We start from the raw sequence: 14,509 nt of genomic DNA, 5'->3' as shown, positions 1-14,509 counted from the left end.
TAGCGTGCATCATGATTGATAATACTGAACACACTATTTTAGCAGAATGAGGTAAATTTGTGCGTGGTTTACGGCTTGGACATAGCAGTAAATGTTAGGTTTTGCTATGATGAAGACAGACAATGCCTAGGGCGTGTCCTCAATTCAATCGATAGTTATCTAAATGGGTTAAAAATGAGGACACGCCCTAGTAGGCATAAATCCTAATATTATTCGTATCATACGTAAACATTGATAGATTTTTTAAATTTTTCATTATTCACTTATTTAAAGACTCGGGCGTGTTTTCGTCCTATCTTATTGACCGCTTTTCACTGATAAAAAACTGATAGAGAGTAGCCATGACAGCCAATGCAACTGAGCAAAACCCATCACAGAATCCGAACCTACATGGTCGTCCAGCGCGTATCGCCACGGTTGAGCGTATCACTGCAGAGACGCAAGTGAAGTGCACTGTCAACCTTGATGGTACTGGTCAAGGCACTGTAGACACTGGTGTACCGTTTTTAGATCATATGATTGATCAAATCAAGCGTCACGGTTTATTTGACTTGGATATCAAGTGCGCAGGCGATACCTTTATCGATGATCACCATAGCGTCGAAGACACCGGTATCACCTTGGGACAAGCGTTCAATAAAGCATTGGGCGACAAAAAAGGCATCCGTCGTTATGGGCATTTTTATGCACCACTCGATGAGTCGTTGACTCGCGCCGTTGTCGATCTATCAGGTCGTCCTGGTTTACACATGGACATTCCGTTTACCCGCTCGCACGTGGGCGGTTTTGATGTTGATTTGTTCAGTGAGTTTTTCTACGGCTTCGTCAATCACTCATGGATGACCGTGCATTTGGACAATCTCAAAGGCAAAAACAGCCATCACCAAATTGAGTCGACCTTTAAGGCTTTTGCTCGCGCCCTACGTATGGCTTGCGAATATGACGAGCGTGCGTTGAACACCTTGCCATCGACCAAAGAGGCTTTCTAAGGTGTATTTAAGGCTCTTCTACGGTGTCAGTCAAGCTTGGCGTACTAGCTGTACAGCCTGCGCTTGACTTCCTTGTAGCAAAACCTTATCTACACCCGCGATAATAGAAAAGGCAATAGCCAACAATATAAATGGCTAACGATATAAATAGTACAGTAGTCAAAATATTTAAAAATGAGAACCAATCGATGACCAAAATTGCACTATTAGATTATGGTATGGGTAATTTGCATTCCGCCAGTAAAGCATTGTCAGTGGTCGGGGCAGAAGTCTCTATCACCAACGACCCCAAAGTCGTCGCTGCAGCAGATAAAATCGTCTTCCCCGGTGTCGGTGCCATGCGCGACTGTATCGCTGGCATGCATGACGCTGGGATTGATGATGTCATACGTCAGGCTATATTTAATAAGCCTGTTATGGCCATCTGCATAGGCATGCAGGCGTTGTTTGAGCAGTCAGTTGAAAATGGTGGTACAGAATGTCTTGGCATCTTAAAGGGCACGGTAGAAGCCTTTGACCCTACGTGGAAAGACAAGCAAGGCGCAACTATCAAAGTACCGCATATGGGCTGGAATACCATCAGCGGCATGGATTTTGAGCATCCATTGTGGAATGGCATTCAAGACAATGCGCATTTTTACTTTGTGCATAGCTATTACTGCGAGCCTGCCAATCCCTCACAAGTGGCTGCTATTTGTGATTATGGTCAGCCGTTTTGTGCCAGTGTTATCCAAGATAACTTATTTGCGACCCAGTTCCATCCAGAGAAAAGCCACACCGCTGGCTTGCAATTGCTAAAGAACTTTGTAGAGTGGGATATATAAATAGACGATAAACGTGAATTGAATATTTGATTCAGCAGTAAGGTAGATTATCCATTGTATAATCTGCCTTTTTTGTTCTCAGCTATCACTTTTTAACCATCATTGTTTAGTGATACGCTCAGTTGTTTTCTGCTCGTTTATATTTGGAATATCTCAGTGGATTTTACTGCCTTTAAAATGAATATTATCGAGACAACAGGGCTGGCCAAAGATGCTTTGCACATCTATGTCGGTGTTGGTGTCTATTTGCTGTGTTTGGTACTGCTGCGTCCTATTTTTAAGAAGCAAGGTATCAGGTCTTTTGTCGCCTTAGTAATAGTGACTTGTATTGCATTATTGGGTGAATATTTGGACAATCGAGAGACGATTGAATCGCTTGGCATGGCAGGTCTAAGCCGTGATCAGATTACCGCAAGTATCCGTGATTTGATCAATACCTGCATGCTGTCTTATGTGCTTTATGCGTTGAATAAATGGACGACCATATTTCGTCCAACCAGCAAACCTACCTCGTTGACCAAACGGCATAAAAAAACGGACTATTAATAAGTCCGTTTTTTGATTTTGCTATTTGAATTTATGATTCTAGCAGTTAATCTTATTTTTTGGCTTCATCATAAAGCTCACGCACCACTTCACCAATCGCTGCAATACCATCAGTCAGCGTCTGCTCGTCAGCCGCGATACTCATACGAATACATTCATGTGCATGCTGATAATCACTGACATCGACACCAGGGAAGAAGTACTGACTTGGTACGATGAGCGTGCCTTTTTCTTTTAAAATCTCGTACAGCTCAACTGTGGTAATTGGCAAGTCTTTAAACCATAGCCATAAGAAAATCGCGCCTTCAGGCTTATGAATCATCAATGGGTAATCACCCAAAGCTTCTTTTAACAGCTTCACGGCAAGGGTCGCCTGCTTTTGATAAAACGGTTTAATCTCATTATCGGCTAACTGTTTGATACGGTCGTTTTCCACCAATGGCGTGGCAATCGCTGCACCAAAGCGTGTCGGTGCTAGATTCACTACGGCATTCATCGCGCTGACCGCTTCGATTACTTTCGCATCGGCCACGATAATACCCGTACGCATGCCGGGCAGGCCAATTTTAGACAGGCTAAAGCACAGAATCGTATTGGTATCCCATGTCAAATGCGCATCTGAATAAATGATGTTAGGGAAGGGCATACCGTAGGCATTATCGATGATAAGCGGTATGTCATAACGTTTGGCAATCTCGGCCAAATGCGCCATTTCTTCATCTGTCAGCACGTTGCCAGTCGGGTTGGTCGGGCGTGAGCAGCAAATCGCGCCAATACGGCCTTCCTTTAGCGCTGACAAGTTTTCTAATGCGTCAAAATCGACACGATATTTAAAGAAACCTTCCTCACCATCATGAGTCACTTCATCGATATGTGGCAATACCGCTGCGAAATGCTGACCTTCGACATGCACGTCGCTATAGCCGATATACTCAGGGGTCAATGGCAGTAGAATAGATTTATCGATAGATTCGTTCTTCTCATCAAGCTTATTATCACTGAACGCACCGCCAAACAGATTAAACAGGTAGAAAAACGCATTCTGTGAGCCATTGGTCAGGGCGATGTTTTCTGAGGTGAGATTCCAATCATAATGACGGTTAAAGAAGCCAACCAAGGCATCGATAAAGGCCGAGTCACCTTGAGGATTAGAGTAATTCGCCATGCTAATAATCGCGCTACTATTGGCCTCGCCTGCATCATTGTCATTACCAAGCGCTTTATACGTCTCTAAAAATAGCTCATTGACTGCATCAATTTTGGCAGGGTTACCACCGCCCAGCATGTTGACTGGCTGATCGCTTTTTAGCGCATCACCCAAATCGTCCATCAATTGTGAGATGCCAGTGGGCTGGGTAAATTTTTGACCGAACTTTGAGAATTTCATAAGACTACCATGCTGTTTTGGAGGGTTTGATAAGAAGGAGTTTGATTGATAAAATTTAGGCTAGTATAGCAAATGGTGTGTTAATTATATAAGTAATCAGGTGGCTCGATAGATATTTGAGTTTGAATGCTAAATAGTTTATGACAACCTCTAAAATACTTTATGAGGTAACGTTATACTATTAACGCCAACCTCATAATAAAACTGGTTAATTTAGCTATATTTAAGTTAAATCGACCAAGCAGTGATAAAAAGCGCATGAGGTTAGCACTGTGAGTATTTATGCTGATGCAGAGTTACGAGATGGGCTAAAAAACCTAAAAACACAGATATATAAAGCAGAGTGCAATATTTATGATGCTGCTAATGCAGTTATAGTGCGGTTCGGTAGATTTATTTTAGATAATGAAAGGAGTGAGAATGAATAGCGTCAAACACTTACTTAACGAAGTTGACCTCAAAACTAAACCCATCAAATCGACAGGCTCAAAGTATTATATATCAGATGATACTATCAATAACTGGAAACTTAACACACAATTTAGACTGTATTATCCAGAAGATGACTTTAACGTACCTTGTTGCTGTGCTTTCTTTTTAACTAATAATGAGTGGGATAAAACAGACCTTAAAGTATTAAAAAGGCAGGCAGGTGCAGACTTATTAATTGGTATACAAACCAGTGATAGATTTATGGAAACTGATAACGTCGTAGACGGTACTATTTGCTGCGAGCTTGAGCAAGTTGATCGGCTAATACATCAGTTTCAAGCTATGTTAAGTGTACACGGAAGCTACATCGCTATGGATCTAAATGACATAATCAGTTTTTTTAATAAATGTCCGTATACTCGATATACTGAATCAAAACTCTATTTATCAGATGACTTTATTGAGAAAAACAAACAAGAGTTAAAAGATTTTATAGCTAAATTACCGATAATAAATGTTAAGAGTTTATTGCTCTACACACATACAATTAATCCTGCAAGTTTTGAGCGGTTTAATGAAATTATAGACATAGTTAATAGACAAATTAGTGATTCTGACGTTCCGATTTATAGTATGGCGAGCAGTATATTAAACTATGCTTATATCAGTGTCGTATACCCTATAGAGCCACAATGAAGTTAAGAAGTCATGACTCGCTGCGGCAAATGAAAGTAATATAAATAATTTGGCTATTTCATACTTTATCTAAAGACTACTTAGCCGAGCCTTCAATGCTTATAGATTTGGTAATAAATTAATCAATTTTTGTCTTGCTTGCTTTTTCTCACTACGAAATGAGCTAGGATGATGTATTCGATAGCACTGGGCATCGTGTTCAGGCAGTTTAAAAGCCCATAAATCCTTTGAGGGGTAGCCTTCAATAGCTGTACGTTCTCTCAACTCCGAATTTGGGAAGTATCTACGTCTTGCGGCAATACCCTGATTGCCTGTAGCAAATATGATGATATCGGGATTTAGTACCTCAATTTGAGCGACAATAATTTTTTTAGAAATAATTTCTATCTCTTTTATCATATTCTCATCTTTTATGTGATTGATATGTCCTCCTTTATAGTCAAAGGCATAGATATTAGCCCATAAGATACCGTTTTTGCCGCTCTTGTTTGCAATATCACGCACAAAATTAAAAAATGAGTGACCTCGAGTATTTGTTTTCTCCTCTTTTAATTGATTTCCTACAAAGCTTTTACTTTTATCCATTAAACGCTTGATTCCATCTTCATTATATTGGAGGTCTTTCCAACTTTCTAACCAATCCCTAGTTTCTCTACCAATAATTAGTATTTTATTAGGTGCTTTTTCGTATTCATCAGGTACACCGCCCAAAAGCAGTTTTGCTAAGCCTTCATAAGATAAAGATTTATCTAAAAAATCCTTATGCTCTTCGGCAATACTCATATAACGCTCAAACAATTTTTCTTGTAACATTTTCTTATCCTAATTAAGGTCATGTTTATTGAAAAACCCCAATTAAGGAGTTTTTTAGTTTAAAGCCAAAACTGAATACGCCTAAACCATCGCCCTTACCCGCGCCATAATTCCGCGTCCAATCACCAATCTAACATAAATAATGGCGATGGCAAACAGCAAGGCAACTAACGCAATACCGCCAAATCCTAAGTTTGCCCACGGCACACTAAAGCGTAGATTGAACCATTGAGTGACCGCCAGCCACGCACCACCAGTGGCGATAATCACCGCAAATGTCGCCGCACTAATTCCAAGCACACCCAGCTCTAAGATATTGAGCATGTACAAGTCACGCTTTTGCATACCCAATAGTCTAAACGAGGCACTCTCTTTCATACGATCTTGTGACGTAGAGAGTAGCGAGCTGATGAGCACCATGATGCCCGTAAGCAAGGCAAGCAAAGTAAAGATATACACCAAGCGGCTCATCTGTGCGACCAACCCTTGGACTTGCTCAGCGATAATCGTACCGTCAATACTGGTCACCGCTGGGAACTCGCGTACCAGCTCACCTTGCAGGTCAGGAATATCATCGGCAGAGACATGTGCCGTCGCAAATTGAATTTGCGGTGCGCTCGCCAGTATCTCAGGTTCAAATAAGAAGTAGAAAAACGGACTCGGGCCACGCTCGAAACGCGAGCGAATACTGGTAATCTCGCCAACCAACTCGATACCTTGAATATTAAAGCTGATCTGATCGCCCATACCGACGTTTAGCATCTCGGCTGCCGTATCCAAAATAGACAACGGCTGTACTTGCGAAATCGGAGAGGCACTCGCATCTTGATTTTCAATCGGCGTATAAAGCGCATCGTCAGTCAGCGACTCAGTAATGAACTCTGTGTCCATGACCGTATCGGAATAACTTAAATTGAACACCCGAGTAGGGTCATCTTCGCCTTCAGGCGCATCGATATCTTTGGGTTCCACACCGTTAGCCGTACCGATACGTGCTCGAATCACTGGATAATAAGTGACAGGTGCTTTGAGAATACTGTCTATTTTATCGTGCTGCTCGGTCTGCACATCCAATAAAAACAGATTCGGTGCATCTTCAGGATAGGCATTGATAAACTGCTCATTGATACTATGATTGATCGACGTGATAAGGGTCAATACCGCAACGGACAATGACAATGTCACAAAGAACAACGCTGACTGATTTCCCTTACGAGCCAGATTATGAATCGCGATGCGTTGCATCCAGCTGATTTTTTTGCCCGTGGCGATGCGCGCCAGCAACCAAAGCCAACCGCGTGCCAATGCCCAGAATATCGCAATGAATACAATCAATCCGACCAGTATCTGTGCGCCCAATGCTAAAGATTGCACTTCATAGGCAAGGAAGGCATACAGTCCGATGAATAATAAACCATAGCGTAAGAATGGTATCCGCTGCTGCCAAGGCAAACGTTTTGATGATTTGCCAGTCGCTTGATTGAGCAGTGCCGCAGGTTTCGTGCCATCAAGGGCGCGCAGACTGCGCTGGGTAATCAGTAGCGTCATGACAAGCGCGATGACGATCGTTTTGAAGATACTAATCGGGTTAATCGCCAATCCTAAGTCTGACGGTAAAATAGCCGTCAGATATGGTTGACCAATTTTGAGTAACACAAGGCTGAGCGATACTGCCGCGACGCAGGCCAAGACCGCCATGATTAATAGTAGCCAATAATAGCTACGCTTAATCGAACGATTGGTCTCACCCAGCGCCATACGTATGGCATCGTTGGATTGCTGTTTGGTCACAAAGGCCGTAATCACCCCATACATAGCAACCGCAGATAATAAGAGAACGGCAATGACCAGCAGTTTCAAGAACATCAATACATTGTCAGAGATGCGTGAGACAGATGTCTCCTCTGAGGTAGGGTCAGACAGCTCAATATCGGGATAATTAACGAGCATCTGCGTCAACTGCTCACGCTGAGTGGCAATGACTTCTGGCGTGCCTGCCATCTCGATTTGATAACTGACTCGACTGCGCTGACCGATTAAATCGGTCGATTCTAATGCGTCTTGCTGCATCATGACGCGACCACCAAAGCCAAAGGCCGTTAGTGGGCGATCTGGCTCTTTGACGAGCTCATCACTGATGGTGAATGTTCCCTCACCAATATTGATACTGTCACCAATCGACACGTTTAGACTTCTGAGAACCTCAGGCGCGACTACCACGTTTGTTGCACTCAGCTGCTCGGATAAGGGTTTGCCTGATGCCAGTTCAACCTCACCGTATAAAGGATAAGCAACCGTAACACCTTTGATACGAGCCAACAGTGTCTGGTCTGCTGCGACCAACATGGCATTAAATTGATAGTCATAAACCGTTTGGCTATCAGGCAACGTCTGGACTTGTGCCAAGACTTCCTCAGGCCATGCTTGATTACTTTCTAATATTAAATCACCACCGACGAGTGCCAGCTGATTGTCATTGACGTAGGTATTCACCGACTGTTGGATAGAGTCCAACGTCAGATAAGTGGCAAGCGATAGCATCAACGTGAGTAAGAATAGCAGCGGATATACCCAACGTCGCCACCAGCTGCGAGACAAAGCTTTCGCACCTAAAGTTCGAGAACTGAAGGGATTGCTACTTTTACTTTGATTCATATCGTTAGCGTTGCCATTGGTGTCTATAGAAGGCTTATCCATTGGCAGCTGATCCATCTATCATGCCATCATGCATGGTGATGACTCGATCTGCCATGTTCGCTAGTGCAGGGTCATGGGTCACGACGACCAATGCCGAACCGACTTGCTGTCTTAAATCTAACAGTAGCTGCATGACTTGGTCGGCGTTTTGCTCATCCAAGTTGCCCGTAGGTTCATCAGCGAATACGATTTTTGGATGCGACACCAATGCGCGGGCGACAGCAGTACGTTGCTGCTCACCACCTGATAATTGATTGGGCAAGCTATCACGTCTATGACCGAGGCCAACAGCTTCGATTAACTCGTCGACTCGTGCAGGGTTTGGCTGCCGTGCAATATCTAGCGGAAAGGCAATGTTTTCTGCCACGGTCAGCGTTGGCAGTAGATGAAATGACTGAAACACAAAGCCCATGTCGCGTTGACGGATAGCCGCCAGTGCATCTTCATCAAGGCTGCTGAGCATTTGGTCTGCCAGCTCAACGGTTCCACTATCAGGATAGTCGAGTGCTGCTAGCAATCCCAATAACGTCGATTTACCAGAGCCAGACTTGCCCATGATGACCACAAACTCGCCCGCATTAATATGAACGTTCACGTCTTTAATAATGGATAGCGTTTGTTCGCCGACTTGCACGGTTTTGTTTAAATGCGCGGCGGTCAGTAATGCTTTTTCTGTAGCGGTAGGCGTCGTCACTGTGTCAGCTGAAGGTGATGATGTCATTGCATGGTCTCAGTTGGCGTATTGTTTGATGCTGGTTCATTAGGTAGTTTTGATGCTGTCGTATTGGTAGAATTGCTGGCTTTTAATTTTTCAATCTCAGGCTTTAAGATAGGCAAGATATTGTCTTTGACGATAATTTGATAGCCTTCCTTGGTTGGATGAATCGCATCGGCTTGATTAAGCTCAGGGTCACCGCCCACGCCTTCTAAAAAGAAAGGTATCAGAGGCACATTCATGTCTTTTGCCACACGAGGGTAGATGTCTGAAAATGCGGAAACATAGTCATTACCTAGATTGTCATAGATTGACATACCACCTAAGATAACCTCACTGCCATTGTCTTGCAGCGTTTTGACCGCAGTACGGATGTTCTCTTCAATGGTCGCTACATCTAAACCACGCATTGCATCATTGGCACCAATGGTCAAAATAGTGATATCAGGTTCGGTCTGCGCCACCCAGTCCAAACGATTCACTAGGCCAGTGCTGGTTTCACCGCTCAAACCTGAGTTGATGACTTTAGCATTGGTATAGCCCAGCTCTTTTAAGCTAGCTTCCAATTGCGCAGGATAGTTGGCATCACTATCGACACCCAGCCCCTCGGTTAGTGAGTCACCAAGCGCTAAAATGGTGACGGGTGATGAGTTGACTTGTTGGTCGGTAGATACTGGCACGTCAGCCGTGACTTCATTGGTATCAGTTTGAGTGTTAGCGATTGACGCATCAGTGCTTTGTGAATTAGTGCTTTGCGAACTGGCATTTTGTGAATCAGTGGTGTCAGTTGGTTCAGCGTCTTTTTGGCAACCACTGATGACCAATGCCATGGTTAGCATCACCACCGCTGGCAAGTGTCGAGAGAAATGAGGAAATACTTTCATGATAGTTATTCTGTCCTATATGCAATTAAGCCAGTGTAGCAAAATAAGACGAATACCAATATTATCCGAAGGTTACTTTATCTAATCGTGAATATTAGATTTTTTTACCATCGACCATAACAGGACGACTGACCAGCCACGCAATGACAACATTGACAACCATTAGTATCAATATCAATAAAAGTGGTAAGTCCCAACTACCTGTCGCTTCGTGCAGCCAACCAGTACCCAATGGACCAAAAAACGCAATCAAATAACCGACAGCTTGAGCCATACCAGACAACTCGCTTGATTGGTTGGTGGTATAAGTCCGTAATGAGAACAGCATCATACTCAAGGTAAAAATCGCTGAACAACCTATCCCCATCATCCCTGACCACAGCCAAGCTAAATCCGTGGATAAATAACTGACGCCCAATATGCCAACGACATTTAATACCGACGCAAATACCGCCAATGCCTGAATAGGACGACCACGATTGATGAGCCAGGTTAAGCTTAAGATAGATATCGGCGCCATAAACTGAAATACTGAGCCCATTTGCCCTGCGTGAACCACTGATAGTCCTTTACTGGCCCAAATGGAAGGTAAGAAGCTGGCCACGGTATAGAACAGTAATGACTGTAAACCCATAAATATCGCGATTTGCCAAGCAAATGACATACGCCACATAGATATGCTAGATATGTTTGAAGAGGCTGACGTTGGCAGGATAGCTGTTTGATGATTGGATGAGCCTAAACGTAAACGCAAAAACCCCCAAAGTACGATGGCGAAGATACCTAATATAGCCCAACCGCCCAGTGCCCATTGCCAGCCTACTTGCTCCGATAGCGGTAATACTAACCCAGAGACAATTCCTGCTGTTGCCGTCATGGTTAGACTAAATAAACCTGTTATTAATGGAATATGTTTGGGTGTACGCTGTTTGATAATAGGTGCTGCTAGGGTATTGGCAAAACCGATCGCCAATGTCAGTAATAACGTACCTGCCAAAAACCAATTCCAAGTCGGTACAATACTGCGAATAATCATACCGGCAGTTAATAGCGCAATCATCGCAATCAGGGTGTTTTCTAGACCGAATCGCTTCCCAATCGCTGGTGAGATAAGTGCGCCAATGGCAAATCCTAGCATTGGAACTGCACCTAACCAACCAATTTGCGTCTCTGAGATATTGAGCGCGTCTTTTACGACTGGTGCAATAGAGCCTAGCGCCACGATAGGTGCTCGCATATTGCTGGCGAGTAAAATCATGGCACACAGTATGAGCCAAAAAGTAAAGCGTGAAGAGGGTAGCTTCAATGGTGAGGCGCTATCTGAATGAGGCTGTGATGGCAAATCCGATTGAGAGTGAGAAGAGGTAGGCATAACAGGACGACTATTATTAGAATAAGAAAAAGAATACGTCGTTAAACCGCGCTGAAGAATCATCGCTTGTAAACAACACCAAAGAAAACGTACCTAAAGGGTGACTGATATCGTAAATTAGAATTGAAAAACAGAATCGCAAATTAAAAATAGAAATATGTGCAGAGTACAAAATATGAGTCATGTCTTTGAAAATAATTATATGACCTAAGCGTTATAACCTGAGCAACATGATTTGAGTAATATAATAAAAATAGCGCCAGTCCTTTTCAAAGAACCAGCGCTATTATAAGAACAGATGTCAGGCAATACTACCAGCGTATGGTAACAAACGCGGTGTATGTAAGGATTAAGTCTATACAGACTTGCCTAACTGAGCGGCTTTGAGTGCGTTCTCTTGCTGTTCAGCAATGATGGAGTCGCACTTGTTAGGATCATCGCCGCAGTATGAGCATTTTTCGTTGCCCATCAGTTTAGCGACACCACCACAAGACCCTCTAAGTGGTGTCTTTTTTACCATATAACCGATACCCATAAATACAAAAAATAGGACAAATACAGTAAAGGTAATAGCGAGCATGGGAAGCAATTGACTAAGCATAGTGGGCACCTCAGTTCTCAAAATAGGGTAGTTATCTTTATGATAACGATATATCTTCAACATTATCTACATAATAGTATAGCAAATTTTTGTTTCGCTCGTTTATACCTATCGTGTTAGTTCATGTATTAGGGCGTGTGCTCATTTTAAAAATGGTGATAAAAATGAGATAAATAGCAGTCAAACAAGGAAAATAGCGCAGATAATATCGAGATATTAGTCAGCTATTTGACGCCGTTTGGCAAGATTTAGCCATTTTTAACTCATTTAGATAACTATCGATTGAATTGAGGACACGCCCTAGTATTAGCATCTAAGACTTTTTATCAGCGCGTAGAGCTTGCATGGCAGGTGTTTCTATCACTTGCCAATCATCGATGTTATCGTCGGTATTGTTCTTTTTTGCATCGTCAGTCAAGATGACAAACATGGCAGCTAGGTTTTGTTCTTTAGCAACTTCTAGGGCTTTCTGATATGGCATTGCAGTCAGAGCAGTGGCCCATGCATCAGCAAGTGCAACGGAATCAGCTGCTACAGTGACAGAAGGTGCGCCACCAGCGATAGGCTCTCCAGTGGTAGGGTCAATAGTATGGCTATAACGTTTACCATCGAATATGACGGAGTTACGATAGTTGCCAGACGTCGCTAAATGCATTTTATTGTGCGTATTGATTGGTTGGCGAATGACCGATATCGTCTCGCGCTCGCTCACTGTGCTGCCTTCAATAGGCGCATCGATTGCAATTTGCCATGGCTGCTTTTGGTTATTGACACCAGCAGTCGAAATCTCACCCCCAATCTCGACCATATAATTGCGAATCTTATAATCCTCTCTCAATACATCCGCGATGACATCGACGCCATAGCCTTTTGCCACTGCTGAGAAATCAAGTTCGACTCCCTCTTTGGTTTTATAAATGGTTTTGTCTTTGTGTATGATACTGTCAAAACCTACCAATGCTTTAGCTTGAGCAATCTCTAAGGCCGTCGGTGGGCTTTGTAACCGATCAACGGTCATAGTACTACCAAAGCCCCACGTTTCTACCAATGGCATCACAGTCGGATCAAATGCCCCACCAGATTGTTCGTACACGATACGCGAGACGTCGAGCACGCGACTAAAATCTGCATCGATAGTGATGGGTGTTTCTTTGCCTAACTGATTGAATGTAGAGATAGTCGAGTCTGCTTGATAGGTAGACATACTGTCATTAATTTGCTTTAAGCGCTCATCTATCGAAGCTTGTATAGTCGCTTCATCGACATCATCGGGTAGTTGATAACTAATATGATAGCTAGTACCCATTGTCTCCCCAGCCAGATAGTCGTAATCTGGTGTTTGCTGGCAAGCGGTGAGGCTAAGCGCACTGACAAGAGCGATAAGGCTGTAACCTGTGCGAGTTGTCTTAGTAGAAAGTATTATCGTTTTCATAAGCTTTTTGCTATAGCAGAGGAGTGAGAGGTGTAAAACAAACTGTGCTTATTTTACACCTCTTGCCACCGATAACGCCAATTGCTTTGAGCGTAAACAACATTTTTGCTAGTAATATTAGACACTAATAGCGCTATGTATTCATAGCTAACGCTATAGGGTGAAGATGGCATTTTGCTTAGGTCACTTTTGACTCACGAATGAGTTTGTACAGTTTGGGTGGAGATATGCGATTGACCTTGGTGGCAAACTTCTCTTTTGGACCAGAAATAACAATATATTCTTCTTCTTTTAATAGCGCTTTGACGGCTTGTTTGGCAAATACTGCGGCAGTCAACCCTTTCTTAGTGGCGTCATCCATCGTACCCTGCGCGCTACCATCTCCAGTCAACGCATTGATAGACACATTGGTTTGGATAAACCCTGGAAATATGGTGGCGACTTCTATGCCTTGATCATGTAATTCAGCACGTAAGCTGTTCGCCCACATATGAATAGCCGCTTTGGCAGCACTGTAAGCGCCGCGATACTGAGTACCTAGTAGACCTGCGATACTCGATACCATGACTATTTTACCGCCACCTTGTGCGATCATCTTTGGTAATACCAGTCTGGTCAGACGTGTTTGTGCAAAGTAATCTATCTCCATCAATTGCCGTTCGACGTCTTCTGTGGTTTCCACGATTAATGAGCGTTGACTGATGCCAGCATTATTAATCAGCCAATCAATTTTACCTGCCTGCTGAATAGCTGACTCATACGCTATTTTTGTTTGACTGGTATCACCAATATCAAATGGAATGACAATATGGTTTTTGCTACCTTTACAGTTTTTTCTGACCGCTTCTAGTTTCTCTTGATCACGACCACTCAGTATAATTCTGGCGCCTCGCTTGGCGAAAGAAATAGCAAGTGCTTGACCAATACCACTAGAGGCACCAGTAATCCAAATGGTTAATTTTTTAACGTTGGTTTTCATAAGAATCCTTTCTTCACATGTGAATAGTTCATGATATAGGATGATAAGTGCTAGCGACTAGTTAAATTTGTAGCCTTATACTACATCCAAAAAATACGATTATCAGAAACAAAAAAAAGAGCCTCAATTGAGACTCTTTTTT

General features: G+C 43.0%; 13 protein-coding genes. 4 read left to right on the top strand and 9 right to left on the bottom strand.

Annotated features, from left to right (window positions below; translation table 11 throughout):
• Nucleotides 1–341: 341 nt before the first annotated feature.
• The 3 genes from hisB to ACZW67_RS08690 all read left to right on the top strand — a co-directional run bounded on the left by hisB (nucleotide 342) and on the right by ACZW67_RS08690 (nucleotide 2,359).
• Complete coding sequence (hisB, locus tag ACZW67_RS08700; RefSeq protein ID WP_465182938.1) at nucleotides 342–989, top strand: imidazoleglycerol-phosphate dehydratase HisB; 648 nt, start codon at nucleotides 342–344, stop codon at nucleotides 987–989.
• Between the two features lie 188 nt (nucleotides 990–1,177).
• Nucleotides 1,178–1,813 carry an imidazole glycerol phosphate synthase subunit HisH gene (gene hisH, locus ACZW67_RS08695; protein ID WP_465182937.1) on the top strand — a complete coding sequence of 212 codons (636 nt, stop codon included), beginning with the start codon at nucleotides 1,178–1,180 and terminating at the stop codon, nucleotides 1,811–1,813.
• Between the two features lie 156 nt (nucleotides 1,814–1,969).
• Nucleotides 1,970–2,359 carry a hypothetical protein gene (locus ACZW67_RS08690; protein WP_465182936.1) on the top strand — a complete coding sequence of 130 codons (390 nt, stop codon included), beginning with the start codon at nucleotides 1,970–1,972 and terminating at the stop codon, nucleotides 2,357–2,359.
• 52 nt (nucleotides 2,360–2,411) lie between these two features.
• On the opposite strand, the gene ACZW67_RS08685 is transcribed toward ACZW67_RS08690, so the two are convergent.
• Nucleotides 2,412–3,746 (bottom strand): valine--pyruvate transaminase, encoded by a 1,335-nt coding sequence (locus tag ACZW67_RS08685; protein ID WP_465182935.1) that lies wholly within the window; start codon nucleotides 3,744–3,746, stop codon nucleotides 2,412–2,414.
• A 420-nt stretch (nucleotides 3,747–4,166) separates the two neighbouring features.
• On the opposite strand from ACZW67_RS08685, the gene ACZW67_RS08680 reads away from it, so the two are divergent.
• Nucleotides 4,167–4,874, top strand: a complete 708-nt coding sequence (locus ACZW67_RS08680; RefSeq protein ID WP_465182934.1) for a hypothetical protein — start codon at nucleotides 4,167–4,169, stop codon at nucleotides 4,872–4,874.
• Between the two features lie 99 nt (nucleotides 4,875–4,973).
• Here ACZW67_RS08680 and ACZW67_RS08675 read toward each other — a convergent pair whose 3' ends face one another.
• The 8 genes from ACZW67_RS08675 to ACZW67_RS08640 all read right to left on the bottom strand — a co-directional run bounded on the left by ACZW67_RS08675 (nucleotide 4,974) and on the right by ACZW67_RS08640 (nucleotide 14,367).
• On the bottom strand, nucleotides 4,974–5,687 hold the full coding sequence (locus ACZW67_RS08675; protein WP_465182933.1) for a hypothetical protein: 714 nt from the start codon (nucleotides 5,685–5,687) through the stop codon (nucleotides 4,974–4,976).
• An 81-nt stretch (nucleotides 5,688–5,768) separates the two neighbouring features.
• Nucleotides 5,769–8,342 carry an ABC transporter permease gene (locus ACZW67_RS08670; protein ID WP_465182950.1) on the bottom strand — a complete coding sequence of 858 codons (2,574 nt, stop codon included), beginning with the start codon at nucleotides 8,340–8,342 and terminating at the stop codon, nucleotides 5,769–5,771.
• Nucleotides 8,343–8,376: 34 nt separating this feature from the next.
• The gene (locus tag ACZW67_RS08665) at nucleotides 8,377–9,105 is read right to left on the bottom strand and encodes an ABC transporter ATP-binding protein (protein WP_465182932.1); all 729 of its coding nucleotides are present in this window, start codon (nucleotides 9,103–9,105) and stop codon (nucleotides 8,377–8,379) included.
• Nucleotides 9,102–9,983 carry an arylesterase gene (locus ACZW67_RS08660; RefSeq protein WP_465182931.1) on the bottom strand — a complete coding sequence of 294 codons (882 nt, stop codon included), beginning with the start codon at nucleotides 9,981–9,983 and terminating at the stop codon, nucleotides 9,102–9,104. The genes ACZW67_RS08665 and ACZW67_RS08660 overlap by 4 nt, the downstream gene beginning before the upstream one ends.
• Nucleotides 9,984–10,077: 94 nt before the next feature.
• Nucleotides 10,078–11,355 carry an MFS transporter gene (locus ACZW67_RS08655; protein WP_465182930.1) on the bottom strand — a complete coding sequence of 426 codons (1,278 nt, stop codon included), beginning with the start codon at nucleotides 11,353–11,355 and terminating at the stop codon, nucleotides 10,078–10,080.
• 355 nt (nucleotides 11,356–11,710) lie between these two features.
• Complete coding sequence (gene nqrM / locus ACZW67_RS08650; protein WP_110924429.1) at nucleotides 11,711–11,956, bottom strand: (Na+)-NQR maturation NqrM; 246 nt, start codon at nucleotides 11,954–11,956, stop codon at nucleotides 11,711–11,713.
• 313 nt (nucleotides 11,957–12,269) lie between these two features.
• The gene (locus ACZW67_RS08645; protein ID WP_465182929.1) at nucleotides 12,270–13,388 is read right to left on the bottom strand and encodes an FAD:protein FMN transferase; all 1,119 of its coding nucleotides are present in this window, start codon (nucleotides 13,386–13,388) and stop codon (nucleotides 12,270–12,272) included.
• A gap of 178 nt (nucleotides 13,389–13,566) precedes the next feature.
• Nucleotides 13,567–14,367 (bottom strand): SDR family NAD(P)-dependent oxidoreductase, encoded by an 801-nt coding sequence (locus ACZW67_RS08640; RefSeq protein ID WP_465182928.1) that lies wholly within the window; start codon nucleotides 14,365–14,367, stop codon nucleotides 13,567–13,569.
• Between the last annotated feature and the right edge of the window lie 142 nt (nucleotides 14,368–14,509).

The sequence above is a fragment of the Psychrobacter sp. TPE 89C genome, assembly GCF_055522395.1.
Note: the sequence above shows the minus strand (reverse complement) of the source record. Positions and strands in the feature narration are given on the sequence as shown.

Bases quoted from the DNA above. Each gene is read 5' to 3' on its own strand.
- ACZW67_RS08645 (WP_465182929.1), bottom strand. From the start codon at position 13,388: ATGAAAACGATAATACTTTCTACTAAGACAACTCGCACAGGTTACAGC.
- ACZW67_RS08665 (WP_465182932.1), bottom strand. From the start codon at position 9,105: ATGACATCATCACCTTCAGCTGACACAGTGACGACGCCTACCGCTACA.
- ACZW67_RS08660 (WP_465182931.1), bottom strand. From the start codon at position 9,983: ATGAAAGTATTTCCTCATTTCTCTCGACACTTGCCAGCGGTGGTGATG.
- ACZW67_RS08680 (WP_465182934.1), top strand. From the start codon at position 4,167: ATGAATAGCGTCAAACACTTACTTAACGAAGTTGACCTCAAAACTAAA.
- ACZW67_RS08640 (WP_465182928.1), bottom strand. From the start codon at position 14,367: ATGAAAACCAACGTTAAAAAATTAACCATTTGGATTACTGGTGCCTCT.
- ACZW67_RS08655 (WP_465182930.1), bottom strand. From the start codon at position 11,355: ATGCCTACCTCTTCTCACTCTCAATCGGATTTGCCATCACAGCCTCAT.
- nqrM (WP_110924429.1), bottom strand. From the start codon at position 11,956: ATGCTTAGTCAATTGCTTCCCATGCTCGCTATTACCTTTACTGTATTT.
- ACZW67_RS08670 (WP_465182950.1), bottom strand. From the start codon at position 8,342: ATGAATCAAAGTAAAAGTAGCAATCCCTTCAGTTCTCGAACTTTAGGT.
- ACZW67_RS08675 (WP_465182933.1), bottom strand. From the start codon at position 5,687: ATGTTACAAGAAAAATTGTTTGAGCGTTATATGAGTATTGCCGAAGAG.
- hisH (WP_465182937.1), top strand. From the start codon at position 1,178: ATGACCAAAATTGCACTATTAGATTATGGTATGGGTAATTTGCATTCC.
- ACZW67_RS08685 (WP_465182935.1), bottom strand. From the start codon at position 3,746: ATGAAATTCTCAAAGTTCGGTCAAAAATTTACCCAGCCCACTGGCATC.
- hisB (WP_465182938.1), top strand. From the start codon at position 342: ATGACAGCCAATGCAACTGAGCAAAACCCATCACAGAATCCGAACCTA.